The organism is Halomarina rubra (genome assembly GCF_023699475.1).
In the GTDB taxonomy this organism is placed as follows: domain Archaea; phylum Halobacteriota; class Halobacteria; order Halobacteriales; family Haloarculaceae; genus Halomarina; species Halomarina rubra.
Genome location: NZ_JALXFV010000002.1, coordinates 377,689 through 402,843 on the forward strand (window position 1 = coordinate 377,689; position 25,155 = coordinate 402,843).

General features: G+C 67.1%; 26 protein-coding genes and 1 tRNA gene. 14 read left to right on the forward strand and 13 right to left on the reverse strand.

The features are described 5' to 3' along the window. Positions 1–83: 83 nt before the first annotated feature. Positions 84–1,301, reverse strand: coding sequence for a proteasome-activating nucleotidase Pan1 (pan1, locus tag M1L36_RS03195; RefSeq protein ID WP_250872265.1), 1,218 nt, complete (start codon positions 1,299–1,301; stop codon positions 84–86). Positions 1,302–1,461: 160 nt separating this feature from the next. Between pan1 and M1L36_RS03200 the strand changes: the two genes are divergently transcribed. Genes M1L36_RS03200 through rad50 form a run of 4 tightly spaced genes read left to right on the forward strand, consistent with a single transcriptional unit; the run spans position 1,462 to position 6,055 of the window. Continuing rightward, entirely contained in the window at positions 1,462–1,737 is a 276-nt protein-coding gene (locus M1L36_RS03200) for a winged helix-turn-helix domain-containing protein (protein ID WP_250872266.1), read from the forward strand. A 31-nt stretch (positions 1,738–1,768) separates the two neighbouring features. Continuing rightward, the gene (locus M1L36_RS03205) at positions 1,769–2,050 is read left to right on the forward strand and encodes a DUF7966 family protein (protein WP_250872267.1); all 282 of its coding nucleotides are present in this window, start codon (positions 1,769–1,771) and stop codon (positions 2,048–2,050) included. Position 2,051: 1 nt separating this feature from the next. Beyond that, entirely contained in the window at positions 2,052–3,386 is a 1,335-nt protein-coding gene (gene mre11, locus M1L36_RS03210; protein ID WP_250872268.1) for a DNA double-strand break repair protein Mre11, read from the forward strand. Continuing rightward, entirely contained in the window at positions 3,386–6,055 is a 2,670-nt protein-coding gene (gene rad50 / locus M1L36_RS03215; protein WP_250872269.1) for a DNA double-strand break repair ATPase Rad50, read from the forward strand. The genes mre11 and rad50 overlap by 1 nt, the downstream gene beginning before the upstream one ends. 18 nt (positions 6,056–6,073) lie before the next feature. Here rad50 and M1L36_RS03220 read toward each other — a convergent pair whose 3' ends face one another. From M1L36_RS03220 to M1L36_RS03230, 3 genes are read right to left on the reverse strand one after another with little or no spacing between them, the layout of a single operon-like run. Beyond that, positions 6,074–6,523, reverse strand: a complete 450-nt coding sequence (locus M1L36_RS03220; RefSeq protein WP_250872270.1) for a DUF7346 family protein — start codon at positions 6,521–6,523, stop codon at positions 6,074–6,076. A gap of 31 nt (positions 6,524–6,554) precedes the next feature. Further along, a complete protein-coding gene (locus M1L36_RS03225; protein ID WP_250872271.1) occupies positions 6,555–6,929 on the reverse strand; it encodes a DUF7322 domain-containing protein in 375 nt (124 codons plus the stop codon). 35 nt (positions 6,930–6,964) lie between these two features. Beyond that, a complete protein-coding gene (locus M1L36_RS03230; protein WP_250872272.1) occupies positions 6,965–7,150 on the reverse strand; it encodes a DUF7331 family protein in 186 nt (61 codons plus the stop codon). Between the two features lie 162 nt (positions 7,151–7,312). Between M1L36_RS03230 and M1L36_RS03235 the strand changes: the two genes are divergently transcribed. The 7 genes from M1L36_RS03235 to M1L36_RS03265 all read left to right on the forward strand — a co-directional run bounded on the left by M1L36_RS03235 (position 7,313) and on the right by M1L36_RS03265 (position 15,195). Then, positions 7,313–10,111: a DNA-directed DNA polymerase gene (locus M1L36_RS03235; RefSeq protein ID WP_250872273.1), complete on the forward strand. Its 2,799-nt coding sequence runs from the start codon at positions 7,313–7,315 to the stop codon at positions 10,109–10,111. A 132-nt stretch (positions 10,112–10,243) separates the two neighbouring features. Continuing rightward, positions 10,244–11,155, forward strand: coding sequence for an ABC transporter ATP-binding protein (locus M1L36_RS03240; RefSeq protein ID WP_250872274.1), 912 nt, complete (start codon positions 10,244–10,246; stop codon positions 11,153–11,155). A 29-nt stretch (positions 11,156–11,184) separates the two neighbouring features. Beyond that, entirely contained in the window at positions 11,185–12,612 is a 1,428-nt protein-coding gene (gene sufB, locus M1L36_RS03245; RefSeq protein WP_250872275.1) for a Fe-S cluster assembly protein SufB, read from the forward strand. A gap of 1 nt (position 12,613) precedes the next feature. Next, positions 12,614–13,834, forward strand: coding sequence for a Fe-S cluster assembly protein SufD (gene sufD / locus M1L36_RS03250; protein ID WP_250872276.1), 1,221 nt, complete (start codon positions 12,614–12,616; stop codon positions 13,832–13,834). 197 nt (positions 13,835–14,031) lie between these two features. Further along, entirely contained in the window at positions 14,032–14,523 is a 492-nt protein-coding gene (locus M1L36_RS03255) for a ferritin-like domain-containing protein (protein WP_250872277.1), read from the forward strand. A 34-nt stretch (positions 14,524–14,557) separates the two neighbouring features. Next, entirely contained in the window at positions 14,558–15,004 is a 447-nt protein-coding gene (locus M1L36_RS03260; protein WP_250872278.1) for a metal-dependent transcriptional regulator, read from the forward strand. Between the two features lie 118 nt (positions 15,005–15,122). Further along, positions 15,123–15,195, forward strand: a tRNA-Gln gene (locus M1L36_RS03265). 247 nt (positions 15,196–15,442) lie between these two features. Here the strand turns inward: M1L36_RS03265 and M1L36_RS03270 are convergent. Together M1L36_RS03270 and M1L36_RS03275 are read right to left on the reverse strand one after the other, a co-directional pair. Beyond that, positions 15,443–16,177 carry a GNAT family N-acetyltransferase gene (locus M1L36_RS03270; RefSeq protein ID WP_250872279.1) on the reverse strand — a complete coding sequence of 245 codons (735 nt, stop codon included), beginning with the start codon at positions 16,175–16,177 and terminating at the stop codon, positions 15,443–15,445. 111 nt (positions 16,178–16,288) lie between these two features. Then, positions 16,289–17,038: an alanyl-tRNA editing protein gene (locus tag M1L36_RS03275; RefSeq protein ID WP_250872280.1), complete on the reverse strand. Its 750-nt coding sequence runs from the start codon at positions 17,036–17,038 to the stop codon at positions 16,289–16,291. 106 nt (positions 17,039–17,144) lie between these two features. On the opposite strand from M1L36_RS03275, the gene M1L36_RS03280 reads away from it, so the two are divergent. After that, positions 17,145–17,846, forward strand: coding sequence for an HD domain-containing protein (locus M1L36_RS03280; RefSeq protein WP_250872281.1), 702 nt, complete (start codon positions 17,145–17,147; stop codon positions 17,844–17,846). A 46-nt stretch (positions 17,847–17,892) separates the two neighbouring features. Here M1L36_RS03280 and M1L36_RS03285 read toward each other — a convergent pair whose 3' ends face one another. Then, on the reverse strand, positions 17,893–18,588 hold the full coding sequence (locus M1L36_RS03285; RefSeq protein WP_250872282.1) for a LysE family translocator: 696 nt from the start codon (positions 18,586–18,588) through the stop codon (positions 17,893–17,895). 252 nt (positions 18,589–18,840) lie between these two features. Continuing rightward, positions 18,841–20,016 carry a pyridoxal-phosphate dependent enzyme gene (locus tag M1L36_RS03290; RefSeq protein ID WP_250872283.1) on the reverse strand — a complete coding sequence of 392 codons (1,176 nt, stop codon included), beginning with the start codon at positions 20,014–20,016 and terminating at the stop codon, positions 18,841–18,843. 83 nt (positions 20,017–20,099) lie between these two features. Between M1L36_RS03290 and M1L36_RS03295 the strand changes: the two genes are divergently transcribed. Next, entirely contained in the window at positions 20,100–21,362 is a 1,263-nt protein-coding gene (locus tag M1L36_RS03295) for an NAD(P)/FAD-dependent oxidoreductase (RefSeq protein ID WP_250872284.1), read from the forward strand. A 143-nt stretch (positions 21,363–21,505) separates the two neighbouring features. After that, the gene (locus tag M1L36_RS03300; protein WP_250872285.1) at positions 21,506–21,871 is read left to right on the forward strand and encodes a hypothetical protein; all 366 of its coding nucleotides are present in this window, start codon (positions 21,506–21,508) and stop codon (positions 21,869–21,871) included. Between the two features lie 63 nt (positions 21,872–21,934). Here M1L36_RS03300 and M1L36_RS03305 read toward each other — a convergent pair whose 3' ends face one another. The 5 genes from M1L36_RS03305 to M1L36_RS03325 all read right to left on the reverse strand — a co-directional run bounded on the left by M1L36_RS03305 (position 21,935) and on the right by M1L36_RS03325 (position 25,035). Further along, on the reverse strand, positions 21,935–22,633 hold the full coding sequence (locus tag M1L36_RS03305) for a metallophosphoesterase (RefSeq protein WP_250872286.1): 699 nt from the start codon (positions 22,631–22,633) through the stop codon (positions 21,935–21,937). Further along, complete coding sequence (locus tag M1L36_RS03310; RefSeq protein WP_379819517.1) at positions 22,630–23,238, reverse strand: J domain-containing protein; 609 nt, start codon at positions 23,236–23,238, stop codon at positions 22,630–22,632. The genes M1L36_RS03305 and M1L36_RS03310 overlap by 4 nt, the downstream gene beginning before the upstream one ends. 64 nt (positions 23,239–23,302) lie before the next feature. Next, positions 23,303–24,043 (reverse strand): proteasome assembly chaperone family protein, encoded by a 741-nt coding sequence (locus M1L36_RS03315; protein WP_250872287.1) that lies wholly within the window; start codon positions 24,041–24,043, stop codon positions 23,303–23,305. Between the two features lie 5 nt (positions 24,044–24,048). Next, positions 24,049–24,231 (reverse strand): RNA-protein complex protein Nop10, encoded by a 183-nt coding sequence (locus M1L36_RS03320; RefSeq protein ID WP_250872288.1) that lies wholly within the window; start codon positions 24,229–24,231, stop codon positions 24,049–24,051. Positions 24,232–24,234: 3 nt separating this feature from the next. Further along, the gene (locus tag M1L36_RS03325) at positions 24,235–25,035 is read right to left on the reverse strand and encodes a translation initiation factor IF-2 subunit alpha (protein WP_250872289.1); all 801 of its coding nucleotides are present in this window, start codon (positions 25,033–25,035) and stop codon (positions 24,235–24,237) included. Positions 25,036–25,155 lie beyond the last annotated feature (120 nt).

Consider the following 25,155-nt stretch of genomic DNA (forward strand, 5'->3'; position numbering starts at 1 on the left):
GTCGGCAGACCGCGGTGCGGTGGCTACGGTGTCGAACGACAGCGAGAACCGAAGCCGCACTGGACGTCGTCGGACGCAGGGACCTACGCGAAGGTTCGGGACACTTCCTCGGTGTCGTCGTCGTCGCCCTGCTGGATTTTCTCCCAGGCGTTCTCGAAGTCCCGCATCTCGACGGTCGTGCGGTCGTCGCGGATGGCGAACATCCCGGCCTCCGTACAGATGGCCTTGATGTCGGCCCCGCTGGCGTTGTCGGTCTCCTCCGCGAGCTCGGCGAAGTCGACGTCGTCGGAGATCTGCATCGAGCGCGTGTGGATCTGGAAGATGCGCTCGCGACCTTCGGGGTTCGGAACGGGCACCTCGATGAGACGGTCGAAACGACCGGGCCGGAGGATGGCGCGGTCGAGCATGTCGAAGCGGTTGGTGGCGGCGATGATGGAGATCTGCCCCCGCTCGTCGAACCCGTCCATCTCGGCGAGCAACTGCATCATGGTGCGCTGGACCTCGGCGTCGCCGGAGGTCTTCGAGTCCGTACGCTTCGAGGCGATGGCGTCGATCTCGTCGATGAAGATGACGGCGGGTTCGTGCTGCCGGGCGAGTTCGAACAGGTCCCGAACCAGCTTCGCACCCTCACCGATGAACTTGTGTACGAGTTCGGAGCCGGCCATCTTGATGAACGTCGCGTCGGTCTGGTTCGCGACGGCCTTCGCGAGCATCGTCTTCCCCGTGCCCGGTGGCCCGTACAGCAAGACACCGCTCGGCGGTTCGATACCGACCTCGTCGAACATCTCGGGGCTGGTCAGGGGCATCTCGACGGTCTCTCGGACCTCGTCGATCTGCTCGTCGATGCCGCCGATGTCGGCGTAGCTGACCTCGGGCTTGCGCTCGACTTGCATCACGCGGGCGCGGACGTCGGTCTCGTTGTCGAGACGTTTGACGATAGAGAGCGAGTTGTTCACCGCGACTCGCGCGTCGGGTTCGAGATCGTCGCGCATCTCGGGGGTGACGTCGGTGAGCGCCTCCTGGTTGTTCCCGTGCTGTTTGATGATGACGCCGTTGTCGGTAATCTCCTGGACGGTGGCGACGAACAGCGGCGACTGCTTGAGCTTCTTGTTCTCGTGGGTCAGTCGTTCGAGCTTCTGCTGGAACTTGTTGTTCTCCGCGTTCGCGTCGAGGAGCTTGTCGCGCATCTCCTCGTTCTGCCGTTCGAGGACTTCGAGCCTGTCCTGGAGGGTGTCGATTTTGTCCTGCTGTGACGCGTCGTCGTCGTACGGCATGTCGACGTCGTCAACAGTGTCGGTCATTGGCCCTATCTATCACGTGCGCTCATAAGAGGTTTCGGTTCGAGTCGAAGTTTCACCCCGCCCACCGCACGAGCGAGGCGGCTACCGGTCCTTCACGAACGATGCACACTGGTTATTGGAGAACGAAAAGTATTATTTCGGAGCATCGTGTTCGGTGGGTATGAGCGCCTGCAAACAGTCGGCCGTCGAGTGTCGGGAGGACGCACTTCGGGACCTCCCGCCGAGCGCGAAGCTCGTCGCGAAAGTGCTGGAGTACGACGGGCCACACACCCAGCGACAGCTCGCCGAGGAGACGCTGTTGCCGACTCGCACGGTCCGGTACGCTATCGGCCGGCTCGAAGAGGCGGACGTCGTGGACGCGCGGGTCTCGTTCACCGACGCTCGCAAACGAGTCTACTCGCTGACCGGCGAGGACGACCGCCGGGCCGACCACTGACCTTTTAGGGCGAAGCCGCACCAGCCCCGTCGTGCCCGACCCGACCGCCGTCAAGCGCTCGCTGGCCAGACTCGCGGCCGGTCCACCGGACGACCGGACCGTCCTCGCGACCGCCCGTCGCGCTCGCACCGACCTCGACACGGCCGCCGCCTTCGTCGCCACCGGTGGCGTCGAGCGCCTGCGACGGGCGGTCGAGCGGACCGGCACCGGCCGGGAGTCACTCGACGCCTTCGAACGCTACCGGGCGGCCTGTCAGTTCCACCCCGCTCACGCAATCGATATACCGACGGGACCGAAAGACACGCCAGACTGATATGACGCGGGTCATCCACACCGGTGACACACACATCGGGTACCAGCAGTACCACCGACCCGAGCGCCGGCAGGACTTCCTCGACGCCTTCCGCCGGGTGCTCGACGACGCCGTCGCCGACGACGTCGACGCCGTCGTCCACGCCGGCGACCTGTTCCACGACCGCCGTCCCGACCTCCAGGACATCCTCGGGACGCTCGACGCCCTCCGGACGCTCGCGGCCGCCGACGTCCCCTTCCTCGCCGTCGTCGGGAACCACGAGGCCAAACGCGACGCCCAGTGGCTCGACCTGTTCGCCTCGCTCGGTCTCGCCACCCGTCTCGGCCCCACGCCGCACGTCGTCGGTGACACGGCGTTCTACGGTCTCGACTTCGTCCCGCGCTCCCAGCGCGACGCCCTGGAGTACGACTTCGAACCGCACGACGCCGCCCACGCGACGCTCGTCACCCACGGCCTGTTCCAGCCGTTCGACTACGGCGACTGGGACGCGCGGGACATCGTCGAGGGGTCGCCCGTCGCCTTCGACGCCCTCCTGCTCGGTGACAACCACAAGGCCGACCGCGCCCAGGTCGCCGACACGTGGGTCACCTACTGTGGGTCGACCGAGCGTGCGAGCGCCAGCGAGCGCGAGGAGCGTGGCTACAACATCGTCACCTTCGACGACGAGGTGAGCATCTCGCGACGCGGTGTCGAGACCCGCGAGTTCGTCTTCGTCGACGTCGAGTTGGGGCCGGGCGAGGGCGTCGAACGCGTCCGCGAACAGGCCGGCCAGCACGACGTCGAGGACGCCGTCGTCATCGTCACCGTCGAGGGCGAGGGCGAGCGTATCGCTCCTGCGGACGTAGAGACGGACCTCGACGAACGGGGAGCGCTCGTCGCCCGGGTCAACGACCAGCGGGAGTTCGAGACCGCCGAGGAGTACGACGTCTCGTTCGCCGACCCCGACGAGGCGGTCCGCGAGCGGGTCCGCGAACTCGGTTTGAGTCGGGCGGCCCGTGACCTCGACGAGACCATCCGGGCGAGCAAGGTCGCCGACTCGAACGTCTCCGAGACCGTCGAGGAGCGCGTCCGCGACATCGTCGACGACGCCGAGGCGTTCGCCCGCGCCGTCCCCGACCGCGACGACACCGAGACGGACTCCGACACCGCCAGCGACACCGAGGCCGAGAGCGGCGAGGGGACGGTCGAGGAAGCCCCCGACACGCCGAGCGACGACCCGTCCGGGACCGACCCCGCGACGGCCGACTCCTCAGAAGGTGAGACGGGACCGGAGGTCCCCGAGGAGGCCACCGCGAGCGCCGACGGCGACGGCCAGTCGACGTGGGGTGACTACTGATGCGCTTCGAGCGCGTCTCCCTGGAGAACTTCAAGTGCTACGCCGACGCCGACCTGCGACTCGACGACGGCGTGACCGTCATCTACGGCCTCAACGGTAGCGGCAAGTCCTCGCTGCTCGAAGCCTGCTTCTTCGCGCTGTACGGTGCGAAGGCGCTCGACACGACGCTGGACGAGGTCGTCACCATCGGCGCGGAGGAGACCACCGTCGAGTTGTGGTTCGTCCACGGCGGCGAGCGCTACCACCTCGAACGCCGCGTTCGGTACACGGGCGACCGCGCCCAGACGGCGACCTGCCTGCTGGAGACGCCCGAGGGTCCCATCGAGGGCGCGCGCGACGTTCGGAGCTACGTCGAGGACCTCCTCCGGATGGACGCCGACGCGTTCGTCAACTGCGCGTACGTCCGGCAGGGGGAGGTGAACAAGCTCATCAACGCCTCGCCGGGCCAGCGCCAGGACATGATCGACGACCTGCTCCAGTTGGGCTCGCTGGAGGAGTACCGCGAACGCGCCAGCGACGCCCGCGTCGGCGTCGGCCGGGTCCGGGAGAACAAACACGGCGCGCTGGAGGACGTCGAGCGACAGGTCGAGCAGAAGGACGCGAAGGACCTCCACGGCCGCCGGAAGCAACTGGTCGAAGAACGGTCGGCGGCCGACGCCGAAATCGAGCGGTTGGAGGCCAAACGGGAACAGGCAATCACCACGCGCGACGCCCTCGAAGAGCGCCTCGACGCCGTCGACGAACGTCGCGAGGAGCTCCAGTCCGTCGAGGACACCGTCGCGGACCTCCAGGCGGCCATCGCCGAGACCGAACGCGAACGCGAGGACGCCAAAGACCGTCTCTCGGAGCTCCGCGAGACCGTCACCGATCTCGAAGCCGAACGCGACGCGACGCTCGCCGAGACCGACCTCGACGCGCCCGCCCCCGAGGCCATCGAGGAGCGTCGCGAGGAGCTCGTCGAGCGCGAAGACGAGCTCCGCTCGTCGCTCGAAGAGCACCGACTCACCGCCCAGGACGCCGCCAGCACGGCCGAGACCCTCCGGGAGACGGCCGACGACCTCGAATCGCGCGCCGAAAGCGCGCGCGAGGAGGCCACCGAGACGGCCTCGGAGCTGACCTCGACGAGCGAGACGCTCGACGAGCGCCGCGAGCAGGTCGCCGCCCTCGAACGCGAGGCCGAGGAGAAACGCGAGACGTTCGCGGACGCCCCCTGTGCGTTCGGCGAGGCCGAGGCGTTCCGCGAGGCGGTGGCCGAGGAGGTCTCGTCGCTCCGCGAGCGAACGGCCGCACTGGAGAGCGACTTGAAGAACGCGAGGGCCGCCCTCGACGAGGCGGAGGAACTCCAGGCGGAGGGGAAGTGCCCGGAGTGTGGGCAACCCGTCGACGGCAGTCCACACGTCGCGGCCATCGAGGAGCGCCGCGAGACCGTCACGGACCTGGAGTCGGAACTGGCCGACGTGACGGAGTCGCTGGCCGACGCCGAGGCGCGCCACGAACGCGCCGAGGAACTCGTCGCGCTCGAATCGACGGTCGAACAGGCCGTCTCCGACCGCGACAACCTCGAACAGCTCATCGAGGAGCGGGAGGCGACCGTCGAGCGCGACCGCGAGCGCGTCGCGGACCTCCGCGAGGAGGCCGAGCGACTCGACGACCAGGCCGCCGAGAAACGCGAAGCAGCGACGGACGCCGACGAGCGCGCAGCCGAGGCTCGGCAGGCCATCGGGGAACTGAACGGCGACCTCGCGGCGGTCCGGGAGCGCCGCGAGCGTCTCGACCGCCTCGCGGACCTCGTCGCCGACGTCGCCGACGCCGAGGACGAGCGCGAGCGCCTCCGCGACCGCCGCGAGGAGCTGGCGGGCGTGAACGACGAACGTCGCGAGCGCCTTCGCGAGCGTCGTGACCGGCGCGACACCCTCCGAGAGTCGTTCGACGAACAGCAGGTCGAGAAGGACCGCGAGAACCTCCGCGGCGCGCGGGAGTTCGTCGAGTACGTCGAACCGAAACTCGACGCCCTCCGCGAGGAGCGCGACGAACTCCAGAGCGACGTGGGGGCCATCGACAACGAACTCGACGCGCTCGACGACCTCCGCGACCGGCGCGAAGAGCTGGCCGCGACCGTCGACCGGCTCGACTCGCTGTACGAGGAGACCGAACAGCTCCAGGCGATGTACGCGGACCTCAGGGCGGAACTCCGCCAGCGCAACGTCGTGAAACTCGAGTCGCTGTTGAACGAGACGTTCGACCTCGTCTACCAGAACGACTCCTACGCCCGCATCGAACTCGACGGCGAGTACGAGCTGACGGTGTTCCAGAAGGACGGCGAACCGCTCGACCCCGAACAGCTCTCGGGAGGCGAGCGCGCGCTGTTCAACCTCTCGCTGCGCTGTGCCATCTACCGCCTGCTCGCGGAGGGCATCGACGGGGCGGCCCCGATGCCGCCGCTCATCCTCGACGAGCCGACGGTGTTCCTCGACTCGGGGCACGTCGGGCGACTGGTCGAACTAATCGAGTCGATGCGCGACGTCGGCGTCGAACAGATCGTCGTTGTCAGCCACGACCAGGAACTCGTCGGCGCGGCCGACGACCTCGTCCACGTCGAGAAAGACCCCACCTCGAACCGCTCGACGGTCGACCGCAGTCGCGACCTGACGGCGCTCACCGCGGACTGAGTCGGTCGCCGTCGGCGGCTACTCCGAGGCTCGCTCGTCGTCCTCGGCACCGCGCAGGACGGCGAGTGCCTCTCGGGCGTCGTCGGTCAGGTCGTACCCACGTTCGCCGGTGGCGTCGGCCTTGACGACCAGCCCCGCGGCGCGGAACTCGCTCACGAGGCCGACCACGTCGCTCTCACAGAGGTCGTAGTCGACCAGCGCTCGCGCCGGGAGCGGGCCGCGCCGGTCGAGTTCGAGCAGGAGGCCGAGCGCACGGTCGTCGCGGCAGGCGGTGAGGACGCGTCGCACCGGGGCGGGGACTGCCCGGGCGGCGAGCGTGAGCGCGCTGTCGTCGTCACCCGTCGGTGTGAGGCGGTCGTTGGGCAGGTAGCGTTCGGTGCCCGTCTCCGGGTCGCGGACGAGCGACGACTCGCTCGACCGTTTGAGCAGGAGGTAGCGGCGGCCGTCGTCGTCACGGACCGTCTGCATGGAACGATGTAGTCGGGTCGACGTGGTAGCCTTACTGGTCGGACGTTCGCTGGTCGTCGTCCAGCATCGACTCCTCTTCTTCCTGTTCCTCCTCGGGGTCGTACATCGCGTAGTAGCGGTACGCGAAGACGGCTCCGACGGCCCCGACGAGGAGCGACCCGCCGCCGAACCAGACGTCCCCGCGGAAGTAGAGCAACATCGCGCCGAGACTGAGACCGAGGAGCGCGACGTTCAGGAAGACGACGCTCCCCCAGAACGCCTTGAACAGGCCGTCGCTGACGTCCGACTCCGAGAGGTCGTTCGCCTCCGGGATGTCGACGCTGGGGGCGAGACTGTCGGGGTCGAACTCCTCGGGTTCGTCCGGCCACGGGTCGTCGTCGCGGTCCTCTTCGAACGGGTCGATCACGACCGGCGCTACGTGGGGTGGTGAAAAAAGCGTCTCTATGCGGCGTCGTCGAGTCGGACCGTGGTGGCCGACTGGATCCACGCCAGCGGGTTCCTCCCGTCGAACAGGACGGTGCCGTCGTCCGTCTCGTAGGATTCGGTCGTCGCGATGGCGTCTTCGGCGGCCCCCGTGGACCGGGCCGACTGTTCACTCGGGTCCGACGTCACGTCTCTGTCGACCATGGTCGCTACCTTGTTATGTCGTGTCACGGTAAATGCGTTGTGTCCCGAGCAACGGTCGCCACTACCGATAGGGTGGGGGAGTCCACTCCGGTGACACCAGCCAGTCGCGGTCTCGGGGCCGACCGCGGGGGTTTTTACCGGAGGACTCGAATCTCGGGCAACATGAAACAGAGTGGGCTGGCGGAGTTCTCGGCAGGGGGTGGCCAGGACCGCCCCGATGCCGAGGCCGAAGCCGTCGCGGGCGACGGCGGGGGTCTCGCGCCGGAGGTCGTCGACACCTCCGACTACCGGTATCCCGACCCCGACGGGAGCGTCGAACTCGCCGTGACGCAGGTCGACTACACCATCGAGGGGGCGGGCCGCGAGGAACACCCCGTGCTCCACGTGTTCGGCCGAACCGCCGACAACGAGACCGAACACGTCCGGGTTCGTGAGTTCCCGCCGTACTTCTACACGCCGCTGGCGGACCTCGAACGTGTCGAGAGCGCACCGGGGGCGGAGAGCGACGAACCGCTGCTCGCGAAGCAGTTCACCGACGACCGCCTGATGGAAGAGCGCATCACGGGCGTCGAGACGATGGGCGACCTCGACCCGGAACTGTCGGGCGACGACGCCCAGGAGGTCGTCACCTACGAGTCCATCCGCGGGGAGACGCTCGTGAAGGTGACCGGTCAGACCCCGCGCGACGTGGGGCAACTGCGCGACCGGTTCGACCACTACGAGGCCGACATCCTGTTCCCGAACCGCCTGCTCATCGACAAGGACGTCACGAGCGGCGTTCGCGTCCCGGCCCGTCGGAACGACGACGGCGTCGTCGACGTGCCCCACCAGGAGGTACAGGCAGTGGACGTCGAGGCCGACCTCCGGGTGAACACGTTCGACATCGAGGTCGACGACCGCAACGGCTTCCCCGAGGACGGCGAGGAACGCATCGTCTGTCTGACGAGCCACGACAACTACCGCGACGAGTACGTCGTCTGGCTGTACGAGGCTCCCGACGGCGAGTCCGGCCCCGACGCCCTACCCGACTACGACCCGCTCCGGGAGGGGCCCGAGGTCGACGTCCGTCGGTTCGACACCGAGGCCGCGATGCTGACGGCGTTCCTCGACTACGTCGACGAGACGGACCCCGACGTCCTGACGGGGTGGAACTTCACCGACTTCGACGCGCCGTACCTCATCGACCGCATCGACGTGCTCTCTGAGGCGGGTGAGGGCGACGACCAGTTGGACTCCGACCGCCTCTCGCGGGTGAACGAGGTGTGGCGTTCGGACTGGCAGGGACCGAACATCAAGGGCCGCGTCGCGTTCGACCTGCTGTACGCCTACAAGCGCATCAAGATATCAGAACTCGACAGCTACCGTCTGGACGCGGTCGGCGAGGCGGAGTTGGGCGTCGGGAAGGAGCGTTACGCGGGCGACATCGGCGACCTGTGGGAGGAGAACCCCGAGCGCCTGCTGGAGTACAACCTGCGCGACGTCGAACTGTGTGTCGAACTCGACCGCAAGCAGAACATCGTCCCGTTCTGGGAGGAGGTCGCGACGTTCGTCGGCGCGAAGTTGGAGGACGCGACGACGCCCGGCGACGCAGTCGACATGTACATCCTCCACAAGGTCCACGGCGAGTTCGCTCTGCCCTCGAAGGGCGCGGTCGAATCGGAGGACTACGAGGGCGGCGCGGTGTTCGACCCCATCACGGGCGTCAAGGAGATGGTGTCGGTGTTAGACCTGAAGTCGCTGTACCCGATGTGTATGGTGACCATCAACGCCTCCCCGGAGACGAAGGTCGACCCCGAGACCTACCAGGGGGAGACGTTCGTCGCGCCCAACGGGATGCACTTCCGGAAGGAACCGGACGGCATCATCCGGGAGATGGTCACCGAACTCCTCGCCGAGCGTGACGAGAAGAAACGCCTGCGCGACGAGAACGCCCCCGGTAGCGACGCCTACGAGACGTTCGACCGCCAGCAGGGTGCGGTGAAGGTCATCATGAACTCGCTGTACGGCGTGCTGGGGTGGGACCGGTTCCGCCTCTACGACAAGGACATGGGCGCGGCGGTGACCGCGACGGGCCGCGAGGTCATCGAGTTCACCGAGCAGACCGTCGACGAGATGGGCTACGAGGTGGCGTACGGCGACACCGACTCGGTGATGATAGAACTCGGCGAGGGTGTCTCGAAGGAGGAGGCCATCGAGCAGTCGTTCGACCTCGAAGAGCGCATCAACGCCGCCTACGACGACCTCGCCGCCGAGATGAACGCCGAGGACCACCGCTTCCAGATCGAGTTCGAGAAACTGTATCGGCGATTCTTCCAGGCGGGGAAGAAGAAACGCTACGCCGGGCACATCGTCTGGAAGGAGGGGAAAGACGTCGACGACATCGACATCACTGGTTTCGAGTACAAGCGTTCGGACATCGCGCCCATCACGAAGGAGGTCCAACAGCGCGTCCTGGAGATGATCGTCAAGGAGGGCGACATCGAGGGGGTCAAAGACTACGTCCACGACACCATCGAGCGCTTCGAGTCGGGCGACATCAGCGTCGAAGAGGTCGGTATCCCCGGTGGAATCGGCAAGCGTCTCGACGACTACGACACCGACACGGCCCACGTCCGCGGGGCGAAGTACGCCAACCTCCTGCTCGGGACGAACTTCGCTCGTGGGTCGAAGCCCAAGCGTCTCTACCTCGGGCGTGTCCACAACGACTTCTACGCGCGTATCGAGGCCGAACGTGGCCTCTCGACGCAGTCCGACGAACTGTACCGAGAGTTCCGCAAGGAAGAGGACGTCATCTGCATCGAGTTCGCCGACCAACTCCCCGCGGAGTTCGAGGTGGACTGGGACGTGATGCTCGACAAGACGTTACAGGGGCCAATCGAGCGCATCCTCGAAGCCATCGGCGTCTCGTGGGACGAGGTGAAGTCGGGACAGACCCAGACGGGGCTCGGGAGCTTCGGGTAGGCCGACGTCCCTCGACAGGCTTTCTCATACGAAAAGATTCGTTTCCGTTCTCTGAACTCGAATCGGGCGAATACGAAACCATTATGCCCCGCACGCGCCGACACCCCGACGACGAGATACAGTGTTCTCATTATGGCTCGATTAGAGATCAAGGACCTCCACGCAGAGGTCGCTGAAGAAGGCGGAGAGCAGATTCTGAAGGGCGTGAACCTCGAAGTCAACACGGGCGAGATTCACGCGCTCATGGGACCGAACGGGTCGGGCAAGTCCACGACGGCGAAGGTAATCGCTGGCCATCCCGCCTACGAGGTGACGCAGGGTGAGGTACTCATCCACCTCGAAGCGGACGACTTCGGCGAGGACTTCGACATCCCGGAGGACAAGCGCACGTGGAACCTGCTGGACCTCGAACCGAACGAGCGCGCCGCACTCGGCGTGTTCCTCGCGTTCCAGTACCCCGCGGAGATCGAGGGCGTCACGATGGTGAACTTCCTTCGCACCGCCCTGAACGCGAAGCTCGAAGAGCGCGAGGAGCTGTTCGAGGACGACGACGGCGAGGAAGAAGAGGAGGAGGACGTCGGCTACGACACCTCCCCGATGGAGGGGAACGTCGACGACGGCGAGGTCGGCGTCGCCGAGTTCCAGCAGCTACTGGCCGAGAAGATGGAGCAACTCGACATGGACGAGCGCTTCGCCCAGCGCTATCTCAACGCCGGGTTCTCCGGCGGCGAGAAGAAGCAGAACGAGGTGCTCCAGGCCGCCATCCTCGAACCGTCCATCGCGGTGCTCGACGAGATCGACTCCGGGCTGGACATCGACCGCCTGCAGGACGTCGCGACGGGTATCAACGCGCTGCGCGACGAGGTCGGCACCGGCATCCTCCAGATCACCCACTACCAGCGTATCCTCGACTACGTCGAGCCGGACCACGTCCACATCATGCTCGACGGCAAAGTCGTCAAGAGCGGCGGCTCGGAACTCGCCGAGCAGCTCGAGGACAAGGGGTACGACTGGGTTCGCGACGAAGCGTACGAGACAGCTTGAACCGTCTTGAGACCTAACCCCAACACAACATGAGTTCAGACGACCACCTCAAAGAGACAGACACCGAAGCCCGCTTCGAGTTCAAGAAAGAACAGAAGTCGGCGTTCAAATCCGAGAAGGGCCTCACGGAGGAGACCATCCGGCTCATCTCGGAAGACAAAGACGAGCCCGAGTGGATGCTGGAGCGACGCCTCCGCGCGCTCCGGCAGTTCCAGGAGATGCCGATGCCGACCGACTGGCCGGGCCAGCCCGACCTGAGCGAGGTCGACGTCGACGAGATCGTCCCGTACATCCGCCCCGACATCGACACGCGCGGTGGCGAGGAGTCCTGGGAGGACCTCCCCGAGGAGATCCGCGACACGTTCGAGAAGCTCGGCATCCCCGAAGCAGAGCGCAACGCGCTCTCGGGCGTCGGCGCACAGTACGAGTCCGAGATCGTCTACCAGAACATGCAGGAGCGCTGGCAGGAGAAGGGCGTCATCTTCTGTGACATGGACAAGGCGGTCCAGGAGCACGAAGAACTCGTCAAGGAGTACTTCATGACGAAGTGCGTCCCGCCCAGCGACAACAAGTTCGCCGCGCTCCACGGTGCGGTGTGGTCCGGCGGCTCGTTCGTCTACGTGCCCGAGGACGTCACCGTCGAGATGCCGGTGCAGGCGTACTTCCGGATGAACTCCGAGGGGATGGGCCAGTTCGAGCACACGCTCATCATCGCCGAGGAGAACTCCGAGATGCACTACATCGAGGGCTGTTCCGCGCCGAAGTACGGCCGCTTCAACCTCCACAGTGGGGGCGTCGAAGTGTTCGTCAAGGAAGGCGCTCACGTCCAGTACTCGACGGTGCAGAACTGGTCGAAGAACACCTACAACCTCAACACGAAGCGCGCCATCGTCGAGAAGGACGGCACGATGGAGTGGGTCTCGGGCTCGATGGGTTCGAAGGCCACGATGCTGTACCCGTGTTCGATCCTCAAGGGTCCCGGCGCGACGGACAACCACATCACCATCGCGTTCGCCGGCGAGGGCCAGAACATCGACACCGGCGCGAAGGTGTACCACAACGCGCCGCACACGAAGTCGACCATCGAGTCGAAGTCCATCAGCAAGGACGGCGGTCGCACGAACTACCGCGGTCTCGTCCACATCGCCGACGGTGCGGAGCACTCCAGCACCGCCGTCGAGTGTGACGCGCTGATGTTCGACAACGAGTCGACCTCCGACACGATGCCGTACATGGAGATCGAGGAGTCGAAGGTCGACGTCGCCCACGAGGCGACGGTCGGGAAGATCGGCGACGAGGACATCTTCTACCTCCAGTCGCGTGGACTGGACGACGACGACGCCAAGCAGATGATCGTCGCCGGGTTCATCGAACCCATCACGGAGGAACTGCCCATCGAGTACGCGGTCGAACTCAACCGCCTCATCGAACTGGAGATGGAGGGGAGCCTCGGGTAACATGAGTACGCAGGTACACGCGAACCTCACGGAAGCACAGGTCCGCGAGATTTCGGAGTCGCTCGACGAACCGGAGTGGCTGCTCCAGACTCGCCTCGACGCACTGGCGGCGCTGGAGGACATCGACTTCCCGGCCGTCATCCAGACGCCGGGACGCAAGTGGACGAACCTCCAGGACCTCGCGTTCGAGGAGTTCGTCGACCCGCTCACCGCCGCCGAGGAGAAAGACCAGGTCGGTCCCGACGAGGTCGAGGTGCTCTCGTTCGCCGAGGCGCTCGACGAGCACGAAGAGCTCGTCAAGGAGCACTTCGGCTCTATCGTCGACCCCCAGACGAACTACCTGACTGCGCTGTCGACGGCGCTGTTCTCGACGGGGACGGTCGTCTACGTCCCCGAGGGCGTCGACGCCGAGGACGTGACCATCCGGACGACGATGAACAGCCGCTCGCTGTTCAACTACACGCTCGTCGTCGCCGAGGAGTCCTCCTCGGTCACCATCCTCGAACGCCAGGAGACCGGCGACCACGTCGAGGGCAAGCGCTACTACTCGGGCATCACCGAGCTCGCCGTCGGCGAGAACGCGTACGTCCAGTACGGCTCGCTCCAGGACCTCTCGGAGGAGACGTACAACTACCAGCTGAAGTACGGTGCCACCGACACGTACGGACAGGTCGACATCGTCGACTGCAACATCGGGTCGCGACTGACGAAGACGTCGGTCGAGGCCGACCTGAACGGCGACGGCTCGGAGACGAAGCTCGTCGGCGCGTTCTACGGCCACGACGACCAGCACTTCGACGTCGACTCGCGTGTCTGGCACCGCGCCGAGCACACGACGGCGGACCTCGTCACCCGTGGCGTCATCGACGACCGCGCGCGCTCGGTGTACGAGGGCGTTCAGGACGTCGGTCGCGACGCCTGGAGCACGTCGTCGTACCAGCGTGAGAACACCTTGATGCTGAGCGACGAGAGTGAGGCCGACGCCTCGCCGAAGCTCATCATCAACAACCACGACACCGAAGCGAGCCACTCGGCGACGGTCGGACAGGTCGACGAGGAGGACCTGTTCTACATGACCTCGCGTGGCGTGCCGCCACAGCTCGCGAAGAACATGCTCGTCGAAGGGTTCTACGTCCCCGTCCTCGAAGAGATCGAGGTCGAGGAACTGCGCGAGGACCTCCAGGGGCGCATCCGCGACCGTCTCGCGGGTCGCTTCGACTGAGCCGCGGTCAGTTCTCTCCCGTCTTCTCTCTCCGCTCGCCGCCGAGCACCGCGACCGGCCCGAATCTGTCCCGTGACGGATCGACCCCAGACGCCCCGGAGTCGCCCGGAGCGCCCGAGGGAACGACTTAACTGTCCGCCCGCGCCAGTTCGACACATGAGTGAACCGTTCGCCGACCGTCCCTGCTCGGAGCGCCGATGAGCGTCACCCGGCAGGTCCGCTCGGACCACCAACTCGCCCGCCTCCTCCAGATCGGAATGGTCCTCGAAGAGGTCGTCGAGGCGCGGGCGTACAAACACGCCCAGGAGCTCGACGACGAGGAACTCGACGCCGACGTGCGAGCGCTGCTCGAACACGCCGCCGAGGAGTCCGCCGACCACCGCGGGCGACTGGAGGCGCTGGTCGCGGAACTCGACGCGGAGAGCATCCCGTTCGACCAGATAGAAGGGCTCGTCGAGGCGCAGTACGGCCAGACGAAACCCGAGGACTTCGACGGCGTCCTCTACGACCAGTTGTGCAACGAGGAGACCGCCTACAAGTTCTACGACGACCTCATCGACGCCATCGAGGCGTCGGACGCCCAGTTCGGTATCGAGCGTGAGCGACTCGTCGCGACGCTCCGCGCGATTCGCGAGGAGGAAGCCGACGGCGTCGAGGAAGTGACGCGACTGATGGAGGACCGCGAATGACCGAGCGCCGACGACCGACGGTACGGAGGTCCACATGAACACGGCAGACCAGTATCTCAAGGCCATCTACCTCATCCAGGAACAGGAGAACGGACCGGCGGCGACCGGTCGCCTCGCCGACGCCCTCGACGTGAGTCCCGCCAGCGCCAACGAGATGATCGGCAAACTCGAAGGTCGCGGCCTCGCCGACCACGAGAAGTACAAGGGGGTCTCGCTGACCGACGAGGGCATCGTCCGGGCGCGCGACGCGCTCCGAACGTACTGCATCATCGAGCGGTTCCTCGTCGAGGTGCTCGACGTCGAGGAGTTCCGGACCGAGGCGCGCCAACTCGAGAGCGTCATCGACGACACCGTCGCCGACCGCCTCGACACCATCATCGACCGCGAGTCCGAGTGTCCGGACTGCTTCGACCCCGAAGCCGACGTCTGTACCCTGCTCGAAGCGGAGTACCCACTCGCGGACTCGGAACCCGCGGACTGACACGAGCACGCCCTCGCTCGTCCCGAACGGTAACGCTATTGTACGCGACACCGCAACCCCCAGTCGGAGGCTCGCGACGCGTCACCACCGACGGTGAGCGATGTGGGACGAGCCGTGCAGTCCCGTGGTGTAGTGGCCAATCATAACGGCCTTTGGAGCCGTTGACGGCGGTTCGAATCCGCCCGGGACTACTTTTCAAATCTAACAACGAGAGAAACCCGAGCGCGTCTGCTGGAGGCGGTCACGGTCGCTCTGCGGGAACGTTCTCTACCGGAATCGAGTGGTGGTGGCGAGCGGCCGTCGTCCGCTCGTTCACCGTCGGCGTCGGTCGCCACAGTCACCGAGTGGGGCCCGGAGTCCCCGGGGCGTATCCGCTGTCGGACGCGATAAGCAGTGTTGCAGCACATCGAGAGTGTCACCTAGCGACGACACTCTCGCTCACATGTAGGCGGCGTCCCAGCGCGTCGCCTTGCTGACGTTGCCACACTCGTTGCACTCGACGCGGCCCATCGTGTCGACGGCGACGTCGAGGCTCTCGCAGTTCGTACAGTAGTACCCCCAGCGGTCGTCGCGGGTGGGGCCGGTGTAGACGGCGAGGAACGGGGCGAGCGTCGCGCGCTCGGAGTCGTTGTAGTCGACGAACAGTTCGCGACCCTCGTCGTTCGTGATGGCTTCGAGTTCCTCGGGTTCGTCCTCGACGTAGACGTTCTCGACGTAGTCGGAGCCGTCGATGTCGACCTTGTCGTCGCCGACCTTCGCGAAGCCGAAGTACTCGTAGAAGTCGTTGCCGGCGGTGTTGTCCCGGAGGACGCGCCCCCGCATCCGGGAGGCACCCATGTCCGAGAGGCGCTCTCGGGTGGATTCGAAGAGGGTCCGCGCGATGCCGTCGCCGCGGTAGTCCGGGTCGACGTGAAGCCAGTTCAGGTCGCCGTCGCCGCCGTCTTCGATGAGGACGGCCTCGCTGAACCCCAAGAGTGCGCCGTCGTCGTCCTCGGCGACCAGCATGACGAGGTCCTCGTCGTCGAGTTTCTCCGAGAGCGCCTCGTCGTCGTACCACTGCGCTACGGCTCCCTCGATGGTCTGTGGACTGAGCGTGTACGACGCCTCCATCGACCGTCGGGCCACCTCCCGAATCGAATCAGCGTCGGCCGATTCCGCGGTACGGATTTCCATGCCAGATGGGTCGACCGCCGGGGAAATAAAGCTACGCGAGGCTCCGTCCGGTCGGTCTCTCGGACCAGAACCGTCGGTACCGTCGGGGACGACGTCGCCCCGAACGGTCGCTCACTCCAGTTCGAACGTTACCCGTTCTTTGCCGCTGCCCTGAGTCGCTCGACCGGTCACGGTGACGTCACCGACCTCGGCCGTGTTGGCGACGTGGGTGCCCGCGCAGGCCGTCCGGTCGTAGACGTCGTCGTCCCCGCTCCCACCGGTCGGCCCGCCGACCTCCACGATGCGCAGTTCGTCGATGCTCGCCGGGAGGAGGTCGATGCGCGTCCGCTCGGGGTCGAGCGACGCTTCGGCCTCCGCGCGGTCCATCGTGTACCACTCGACGGGCCGCTCCTCGGCGACGAGGTCGTTCATCCGCGACTCGATGCGCGCGAGGTCCTCGTCGGTGAACCGGTCGTACCCTGCGTCGAGGCGCGCGTACTCGGTCGTCAACTGGTTGCCGACGGTCGGGGCGTCGAACTCCGTCAGGAGGAGCGCCGAGAGGAGATGCTGGGCCGTGTGATAGCGCATGTGGGCGTGTCGGCGCTCCCAGTCGAGGTCGCCGGTGACGGTCGTACCGACGGCCGGGAGGCCCTCGGTCTCACCGACGGGGTCAAGTTCGTGGTAGACGGTGTCGTTCTTCTGGACGTCGACGACCCGCCACCGGCCGTCGTCGGTCGTGAGTGTGCCCTGGTCGGCTGGTTGGCCGCCGCCCTCGGGGTAGAACAGCGTCGCGTCGAGGACGACCCGGTCGTCGAGCGCCCGTTCGACGGTGGCCTCGAACTGCCGTGCCGTCGAGTCCGTCAGATACCGTGGTTCGGTCACGGAGTATCGTGCGGTTTGGGAACTATTTTAGCTGTCGTAAGCCTCAAGAGCGGAACTGTTGTAATTACGGCCAATATGAACGAGTTCACCCTCCGGAGGTGGTAGCGTGGGGGTCGAAATCCGCGAATCTCCCGTCTCCGACGACGAGTTCGAGCGTATGAAGACGTTCGTCCACGACTACCTCGCCGCGAGCGTCCAGAGCGAGGAGACCGGCGGTCGGATGCGCTGGTACCCCTGGCACTCCGCGGAGTATCGGTTCAACCACATCCTCAACGTGGTCGACCTCGCAACGAAGATCGCCGAGCGCGAGGGGGCGAACGCGGACGTCGTCCGCGTCGCCGCACTGTTCCACGACATCTCCAAACTCGAAGCCGACCAGGAGGTCCACGCCGACGAGGGCGCACGCGTCGCCCGCGAGTACCTCCGCAGTCACGGCGACTACCCCGAGTCGTTCGTCGAGGAGGTGTGTGAGTCCATCGTCGACCACTCCTACCAGGGACCGCTCTCCGACCTCTCACTGGAGACGCAGTGTCTCATCGAGGCCGACCTGCTCGACAAGGTCGGCGCGAACGGGACGACGCTGATGCTCCTGCGGATGGGCTACGAGGCCCGCACCCACATGGACGCCAGCGAGATGGTCGCGCGCGTCCTCGAACGCGGTGAGGACGCCGTCGAACGCATCGAGTCCGACACCGCCGAGAGCATCGCCCACCAGCGACTCAAGCGCGTCCGGTGGTTCAAGGAGTGGCTGGAGGGCGAGGTCGCGGAGATGGACACGCCTTCGGAGTCGCTCGACGACCTGCACTGACCCGGGCCGGAGACGACCGCCCGACACGGTTCTTTCGTCGTTCCCCTCAGCTCGACAGCGTTTCGACCGTCTCGGCCAGCACCACGCCGAGCGTCGTCGCCGCGTCGTAGAGGAAGTAGACGCCGAACCCCGCGAGCACGAGCGCGCTCACACCGGCGACCACGGGGGCGAACTGTTGGACCCGACGTTCGGCGGCGACGAGCGTCGCGGGAAACACGACGGTCCAGCAGAGGATACCTCCGAAGAACCCGAAGAGCAACGTCGAGCTCCCGGTCTCGACGACGAGGACACCGGCCTGTGACGCGGCGACGGTCCCGAGCACGTCGAGCGTCCCCGGTTCGAGCAGGCCGACGCCGACGGTCAACCAGAACACCATCTGGTAGGGGTTCGTGATGGCGAGGACGAACGCTCGCTGGAACCCCGTCGCTTCGCTCTGTCCGTCTCGGAACCCCGAATCGAGCTCCTTCGCCGCTCCGTACGCGAAGTACAGCATCAACACCCCTCCGACGGCGACCATCGCGGCGTGGACCGCCGGGTACCGCTGGACGACCGCGACGACGCCGACCAGCGCGCCGACCATGAACAGGAGGTCGGCCGTCATCGCTCCCAACCCCGCCCGAAACCCTGCCGTCCACCCGTTGCGAACGCTCTGCTCTGCGATGACGGCGTTCATCGGGCCGGGCGGGGCCGCGAGCGCGAGGCCGAACACCGCCCCTGCGAGGAGCGTCGAGACCAGCGACATCTACCCCGTCGTATCGTGGTCGTGGAGAAAACCGTTCGGATGGACGATGCGCCGGCGTGCCGGCACGAGGGTTCAAACCGGAAGACGGCCCCACCCACGCCGTGACCTGACCGTCGCCCGCGAACGTCCCGCGAGGCACCGTCCTCGACCCGCGACCGGCATCGTCGCGGTGTGTGACACGGCGTTCGTGGCTCCGACTCGACTCGGTGTCGCCTGCTCGCCCCGCGATGCCGCATCAGCATTGCCTCCCGTTCAGATTCCCTGGCCCATCAGGTGACTGCGAAGCAAGTCGGCGTCCTTGCTGCCCGTGGAGGTGTTGACGAGCACCAGCGTCGCGTCCTCGTCGAACTCGTCGGCCACCGACCACGCGGCACTCGCTGCAGCCGCAGCCGAGACGCCCATCTCGATGCCCTCGTGACTCGTGACCGTCGCCGCGCTCGACAGGATGTCGTCGTCGTCGGTCGCGATGGCCCCACCACCGCTCTCGCGCAGCGCCGTCTGGACCAGCCGCCCTCCCGGTGGGTCGGGGTCCTCCAGGCCGCCACAGACGGTGTCCGGAACCTCCCACGGCTCGTGGGTCGCCTCACCCGCCTCGAACGCCTCCGTGACCGGCGCACAGCCGCTGGACTCGCAGGCGTACAGCGCCGGCACGTCCTCGACCAGTCCGAGGTCACGGAACTCCCGTGCTCCCTTGTGGAAGCCGACGAGTCCCTCGGTGCCTTCGAGCGGGTAGAACACGCCGTCGGGGACCTGCCAGTCGAGCGCTTCGAGAACCTCGTACGCGAGCGTCTTCGACCCTTCGTGGCGGTACGGCGTCTCGAAGGCGTTCAACGAGTACGGCGCGTCGTCGGCTTCACGAGCCCCTTCGAACGCTCCGCGCGCGTCGGGCAGTCGTCCTTCGACGACACGCATGTCCCCGCCGTGGACGTTGATCATCGCCTTGTTGAGGAACGTCGACCGGGAGGGGACGAACGACCGACTGGTGAGGCCAGCACGTGCGGCGAACGCCGCCATCGACTGGCCCGCGTCGCCCGTCGTCGCGAGCGCGACCTCCTCCGCGCCGTGTTGGGCGGCCGCCGCCACTGACAGCGCCAGCCCGCGGTCCTTGACGGTTCCCGTCGGGTTCTGCCCCTCGTCCTTGACGAGCACGCGCCCGACGCCGAGTTCCTCGGCGAGGCGCGGTGCGTCGAGCAATGGGGTCGCCCCCTCACCGAGCCACGACCGGGCCTCGGTCGGGAACGGCAACAGGTCGTCGTACTTCCCCGGACCGGCCGGACGCGATTCGAGCTGCTCGCGCGAGAGCCGAATCGACTCGTAGTCGTAGGTCGCGTCGAGCGATTTCCCCTCGGGGTGGTGGCTCGTCGTCGCGTCGAACCGCTCGTCGGTCTCCGGGCAGACGAGACCGTCGAACGCCGAAGTCGTCTCCATGGTCGTCGTTCCGTGGGGACCGACTAAGCCGTGTCCGTCTCGGCTCGGGGTGGCTTTTTGACGTCGCCGGGAGTGGTCGGCGTATGACACGGGTTGCGGTCGTCGGCGGTGGGCTCGCGGGGTTGGTCGCGGCCCGCCACCTGACCGAGTCGGGCGTCGACGTCGAGGTGTTGGAGCGCGAACGAACGGTCGGCGGACGGGTCAGGACGACCCGCGAGGACGGGTTCACGTTCGACCGGGGGTTCCAGGTGCTGTTCACGGCGTACCCCGCGGTCCAGCGCGAACTCGACCTCCGGGCGCTCTCGCTCCGACGGTTCACGCCCGGCGCGGTGCTCGCTCGCCCCGGCCACCGCTCGGTGCTGTCCGACCCGCTCCGGAACCCGGGAGCGGCGACAGAGACGCTGTTCAACCGGGACGTCCGTTTTTCCGACAAACTGCGGACGTTCAAGCTCCAGCGCGAACTCCGCCACCGCGACCCCGACGACATCCTCGACGCCCACGACGGCAGCATCGAGGAGTACCTCGCAGAGCGAGGGTTCTCCCGCGAGTACGTCGAGAACTTCGCCGCACCGTTCTACGGCGGCATCACGCTCGACCGGTCGCTCGGAACGTCGAGTGCGGTCTTCGAGTACACGTTCAAGATGCTCACCGAGGGCGACATCGCCGTCCCGGCCGCGGGGATGGGAGCTATCAGCGAGCAACTGGCCGACCGCGCCACGACCGCGGGCGCGACGGTCCGGACCGGCGTCGCCGTCAGGAGCCTTGACCACTCCGACGACGGTGCGACGGTCGAGACGAGCGTCGGCGAGGAGTCGGTCGACGCGGTCGTCGTCGCCACCGACCCGAAGACCGCCGGCGAGTTGACCGGCGTCGCGACGCCGACCGAGACCAACGGCTGTGTCACGCAGTACTTCTCGCTCCCGGAACACGTCGACCTCGCGACCGGCAAGCGCCTGCTGCTCAACACCGCCGACGCGCGGCCGAACCAGGTCGTCCCGCTCACCGACGTCGCATCCGAGTACGCCCCCGACGGCGAGCAACTGCTGTCGGCGACGTTCCTCGGCACGCCGAGTCGGGACGACGACGTCCTCGCGAGCGAGGTCCGCGAGGCCCTCGAATCGTGGTACCCGTCGCGTCGGTTCGTCGAACTCGACCTGTTGCGGACCGACCGCGTCCCGTTCGCCCAGTTCGCACAACCGCCTGGGTTCCGTCGCTCCCTCCCGGCACCCGAGGCACCCGACGGACCGGTCGTCCTCGCCGGCGACTACACCCAGTGGTCCTCGATCAACGGCGCGCTCGACAGCGGGCGGGTCGCCGCGAACGCCGTCCTGGACCGCTTCGACTGAGCCACGGCGGCGAACTCTCGGCCGTCACTTCTGTAACTCCGACGACCGTTTCGAAACGGTTATGTCGCCGTACTCGTTTCTCCTGTTCGCGAGATGGTCACACACACCAGAGAGAGGGTCCGGGACGGAAGCGAGGGACGGCGGTGAACTGCGTCGGCTGTGGGCTCGGTGCGGGCTACAATCGGGCCGTCGTCGACACGATTCACGACACCGAGATGGGCGGGTTCTGCTTCCGGTGTGAGGAGGCCGAGTTCGGCCGGAGCCTGGACCGGGGGGACTGGACCGCATCGGGTGACTGTGCGTTCTGTGACCGCGACGGCTTCTACGCGCTCCCAGAGTGGAAGCCGTACTGCGAGGAGGTCGCGGGGCGGACCGTCTGTAAGGTCGACTACCGCGTCACCGACGAGACGCTCCGATTCTGTGACGAACACTTCGTCTGTCTCCACGAGAGCGCGAAGCCCCAGGACGCAGGCATCCAGACCCGCGACGACCCCCGACTCCGGGAGTAGTCTCTCTCCTCGCTCTGTCTCTCCTCCTCGGCCGCTCCCGCTCGGCCCGAGGCGACCCCGTCCTCACAGCAGGCGTCGAAACTCGCCGAGCGGCGGGAACGTCCGCGTCTCGTCGGCGGCTTCGTCGCGCACGACCGGGCGGAATCGGTCGACGTCGTCGACCAGCGGCGACCGGTCGTCAGTGCGCCGCCCGTACCGGCCGTTGACCGCGACGCCGCCCGCGAACCTGGTGAACGCCGGGAGGACGAGCACGTCCGCGCCGCGGTAGACGCCCTCGCCGTGGAGGTAACACGGCCAATCGTCGCCCTCGACGGTGATCTTCGGGTGGTCGTGGCCGACGACGTAGCGCGGTGCGTCGAGGTCGGGTGCGGCGTGACCGTGACAGACGACGGTGCCGTCGCCGAGACGATACTCCGTCTCGGTCGGTCCGCCCCACACCGAGTCCAGCATCGTGTCGTGGTTGCCCGGCGTGACGACGAGTCGAGCGTCGGCGTCCGCGACGACGCCGCGGAGCGCGTCGAGACTGTCGGGCACGTCGTCGGGGACCGTCGAGAACGCGTGGAGGACGTCGCCCGCGAACACCACCTCCTCGGGTACGAACCGGTCGAGGAGCGCTGCGAGGCGCTCGCGGAGGTCGTCGCGCTCACCCAGCGAGAACTCGACGGCGCTCTGCGCGTCCCGCCCGAGGTGGAGGTCCGCGAGGACGAGCGTGCCGTCGATACAGACCGCGCGGTCGGCGAAGGCGGGTGTGGCGAGGCTCACGCGGGCTCTGCCTGCTCGCTCGCCGAGGCGTACGCCTCCTGGAGTTCGCGGAACGTCTCGGGGTCGCCGCCGTGGTCGGGGTGGGCGGTCTTCACCTGCTCGCGGTACGCCTCCCGAATCTCGTCCCGGTCGGCCGTCGTCGGGAGACCGAGGTGGGCGAACGCCGACGGGTCCATCAGGCCGTCCTCTTCGTCGGGGGTGACCGAGACCTCCGGCGTCTCGAAGGGGAGTCGGCGACCCAGTCCCATCCCCGGCAGTTCGTGTTCGACGAGGACGGCGTGGGAGTGGCCGTCCGCGAGGTCGTCGATGGCGAGGAACGCCCGGGCGTCGAAGGTGATGGCGACGTCGCGCTTCGGGAGGTAGAAGTCGACGGTGTGGCCCTCGACGAAGTGGTTCTCGGCGAACGGCTCGTCGATGAGACCGAGGTACTCCCGAATCTCGCCTCGGCGTCGCGACTCGCCGTCCGCCCGCGGCCCCTGCTGTGGGGGGTCCGGGAACAGTCGGCCACCGACGACGAACGCGCAGGCTGCGACGAGGCTCATCCCGACGCCGATGAGCACCCCGAGGAACAGCCAGTTCGGCAGCGTGACCAGCACCGTGTTCACACCGCTCTTTGGGCGACGGGCTTGAAGAATCTCTCGGGAGCGAGTTACCAGGTCCGGGCGGTGCCTACCCGATGTACCGCAGGTCGTCGTCGCTCGGCGACGGTCCCTGTTCCATCTCTTGGATCTTCCGGACGACCTCCTCCATCTCCTCGGCGCGCTCTTCGAGGGAGTCGTAACCGACGTCGAACTCCTCGATGGTCTGGAGAACTTCGAGCACCGCACGGGCGCTCTTGGGGTCGACGAGGTAGCCCGAGGTCTCGCCCATCAGGCAGGCGGCGGGGACGTCCCGACGTTCGCCGAGACCGAGCAGGAGGCCCGAGACGCCGACGATTCCGCCGGCCGGTTCGTCCTCGCGGAACTCGACGTGCGGGTCCAACTCCTCGATGAGATCGTCGTCGGAGGCGGCGGCGATGACGCCGTACTCCTCGATGAGTTCGCCGGTCGGGACGCCGCCGAGCGCGAACACGCGTTCGACCCCGTGGTCCTCGGCGACGTCGAGGACGGTGTCGGCCACCCGGTAGTGACCGACGGTGTCCTGTGCCTGGTGGTCGCCGGTGAGCACGAGCATGTCCGTCTCGGGGATGGCGTGGAACTCCAGACACGCCAACTGCGAGCGTCCCTCCTCGACGGTCACCTGCGGCGGGAAGTGCTCGGAGTAGAGCCGTGCGACGAGTGTGGCGTCGAACTCTTCCAGGAGGTGTTCGGCGGCGAGCTTCCCGACGTGGCCGACGCCCGGGAGCCCCTCCACCAGCACCGGCGCGTCCAGAGCGGCCTCCGCGACGTGCTCGACCTCGAATTCGTCCATGGCCCTCACTCGCGCTCGCGGCGCTTAAGTGCGCGTCGGTACTCCCCGTAGCGGTCCGTGGGGTCGAACGGCGCGGGCGCGCTGTTGACCGCCCGCGCACCACACTCGGGGCAGGTGTCACCGAGCGTGTACACCGGCCGGTCGTGGGCCGCCTCCCAGTCGCCACAGACGTGGATGTCCGACTTCACGCGTTACTCGTCTTCGGTCTGGCGCTCGCGGTGGAACCCGGCGGTGCCGCCGAGGTCGCTCATCGCGACGCGGGCGCGCTCGGCGCTCTGTTCGAGGGCGTCCTCGGCCGTCTTGTAGTTCGGCGCTTTCACCTTCACGCGGTACTCGGGTGCGCCGATGTACGTGACGCTCAACTCGATCTCATCGGGCACCTCGCCGTTGCCCTCGGCGGCTTCGAGCGCCTCTCGGACGTCGTCGACGCCCTCGGGACTCGCCGAACGAAGCTGGAGGTACCCCGTGACGTTGACGTACGGGACGGAGACGTTCTCGCGGGCGGTCTCGACGATGGCCGCACGCTCCTCGTCGGAGAGGTCCGTCGACTCGAGCGCCTCGTCGCCGTGGATGGCGGCCTCCTCGAAGCCGTCGTACAGCGAGCCGAACTCGCCGTACAGTTCGTTGGCCACCGTCGAGTACGTCTCGTCGGACATCTCCTCGCCGAACGCGAGGGTCATCCACTTGTCGGCCTTCCGCTCGTTCTTCCACTCCTGGATCTTCTCCGAGCGCTGGTGGTCGTTGACGTCCTTGATAGAGAGGTCGATCTGCTGGCTGGACTCGTTGATCTCCAGCACCTTACAGACGACCGTCTCGTCGACCGTGACGTGGTCGCGGACGTTCTTGATCCACCCGCTGGCGACCTCGCTGACGTGGACGAGGCCACGGCGGTCCTCGTACTCCTCGAGGTCGACGAACACGCCGAAGTCCTTGATCTCCTCTACCTTCCCGACGACGAGTTCACCGGGCTCTGGCCAGCCACTGAATTTCATACTGAATGGGTAACCGACTCGCGGGGTTAAACCCACCGTCATTCGCGGTCGGGTCGTGAACCGCACTCGGTGTCGCCCCAACTCCCGCATCACCTCGGCATCGGCAGTTATGCCGTGTCG

Bases quoted from the DNA above. Each gene is read 5' to 3' on its own strand.
- M1L36_RS03290 (WP_250872283.1), bottom strand. From the start codon at position 20,016: ATGGAGACGACTTCGGCGTTCGACGGTCTCGTCTGCCCGGAGACCGAC.
- pan1 (WP_250872265.1), bottom strand. From the start codon at position 1,301: ATGACCGACACTGTTGACGACGTCGACATGCCGTACGACGACGACGCG.
- M1L36_RS03220 (WP_250872270.1), bottom strand. From the start codon at position 6,523: ATGCAGACGGTCCGTGACGACGACGGCCGCCGCTACCTCCTGCTCAAA.
- M1L36_RS03270 (WP_250872279.1), bottom strand. From the start codon at position 16,177: ATGGAAATCCGTACCGCGGAATCGGCCGACGCTGATTCGATTCGGGAG.
- M1L36_RS03325 (WP_250872289.1), bottom strand. From the start codon at position 25,035: ATGAAATTCAGTGGCTGGCCAGAGCCCGGTGAACTCGTCGTCGGGAAG.
- M1L36_RS03235 (WP_250872273.1), top strand. From the start codon at position 7,313: ATGAAACAGAGTGGGCTGGCGGAGTTCTCGGCAGGGGGTGGCCAGGAC.
- sufB (WP_250872275.1), top strand. From the start codon at position 11,185: ATGAGTTCAGACGACCACCTCAAAGAGACAGACACCGAAGCCCGCTTC.
- mre11 (WP_250872268.1), top strand. From the start codon at position 2,052: ATGACGCGGGTCATCCACACCGGTGACACACACATCGGGTACCAGCAG.
- sufD (WP_250872276.1), top strand. From the start codon at position 12,614: ATGAGTACGCAGGTACACGCGAACCTCACGGAAGCACAGGTCCGCGAG.
- M1L36_RS03285 (WP_250872282.1), bottom strand. From the start codon at position 18,588: ATGTCGCTGGTCTCGACGCTCCTCGCAGGGGCGGTGTTCGGCCTCGCG.
- M1L36_RS03315 (WP_250872287.1), bottom strand. From the start codon at position 24,043: ATGGACGAATTCGAGGTCGAGCACGTCGCGGAGGCCGCTCTGGACGCG.
- M1L36_RS03230 (WP_250872272.1), bottom strand. From the start codon at position 7,150: ATGGTCGACAGAGACGTGACGTCGGACCCGAGTGAACAGTCGGCCCGG.
- M1L36_RS03255 (WP_250872277.1), top strand. From the start codon at position 14,032: ATGAGCGTCACCCGGCAGGTCCGCTCGGACCACCAACTCGCCCGCCTC.
- M1L36_RS03260 (WP_250872278.1), top strand. From the start codon at position 14,558: ATGAACACGGCAGACCAGTATCTCAAGGCCATCTACCTCATCCAGGAA.
- M1L36_RS03200 (WP_250872266.1), top strand. From the start codon at position 1,462: ATGAGCGCCTGCAAACAGTCGGCCGTCGAGTGTCGGGAGGACGCACTT.
- M1L36_RS03240 (WP_250872274.1), top strand. From the start codon at position 10,244: ATGGCTCGATTAGAGATCAAGGACCTCCACGCAGAGGTCGCTGAAGAA.
- rad50 (WP_250872269.1), top strand. From the start codon at position 3,386: ATGCGCTTCGAGCGCGTCTCCCTGGAGAACTTCAAGTGCTACGCCGAC.
- M1L36_RS03295 (WP_250872284.1), top strand. From the start codon at position 20,100: ATGACACGGGTTGCGGTCGTCGGCGGTGGGCTCGCGGGGTTGGTCGCG.